This window comes from Aurantimonas sp. A2-1-M11 (assembly GCF_036549475.1).
In the GTDB taxonomy this organism is placed as follows: Bacteria; Pseudomonadota; Alphaproteobacteria; order Rhizobiales; family Rhizobiaceae; genus Aurantimonas.
The window spans coordinates 1-537 of the sequence record NZ_JAZHLI010000235.1 but is presented as its reverse complement, the minus strand read 5'-3'; the positions used below and the strand labels follow the sequence as shown (position 1 = coordinate 537).

Genomic DNA, 537 nt, shown 5'->3' with positions numbered 1-537 from the left:
TTGCGGATCGAGATATTGACCGCAACCGGCATGAGCATTCCAGCCTGCCTCCAGGCGAAGGCCCGCATCAACGCCAAATCCAGCACCTTCTGTGTAAGAGGGTGGATGAGGGCCGTCTCTTCGGCAAGAGGAATGAACTCTCCTGGTGCAATCAGCCCGTGCTCTGGATGCCTCCATCGGGCCAGCGCCTCGACACCAACGCACGCTCCCGTGACAAGATCGATCTTCGGCTGATACTGCAACGCAATTTGCCCCGGCGCATCAAGTGCTGCTTGCAGGTCCGGCAAAAGGCGCGATTTTAACCTGTAGGTGTCGTCTTTCTCACCATCGTAGACTGCAAAGGACTGTCGAGCCTGCTCAGCATCCAGAAGCGCCGCGCTCGACTTCCGTAGGAGTCCGATTGCGTCTTGTCCGTGGCTGGGGAAAGATGAAATACCGATGACCCCTCCGGCGAGCATAGGTACGCCCCCTGCCGAGTAGCGCTCATCGAGGACATTCAGGATTGCGCTGCAAAGACTGTTGTCGCCCCCCTTGGTA

Annotated in this window: 1 protein-coding gene; it reads right to left on the bottom strand. The window is 58.3% G+C overall.

Annotation, left to right across the window (positions count from 1 at the left end):
• The coding region (locus VQ042_RS26315) for an EAL domain-containing protein (protein ID WP_331823088.1) at positions 1-537 on the bottom strand (537 nt) is incomplete at both ends.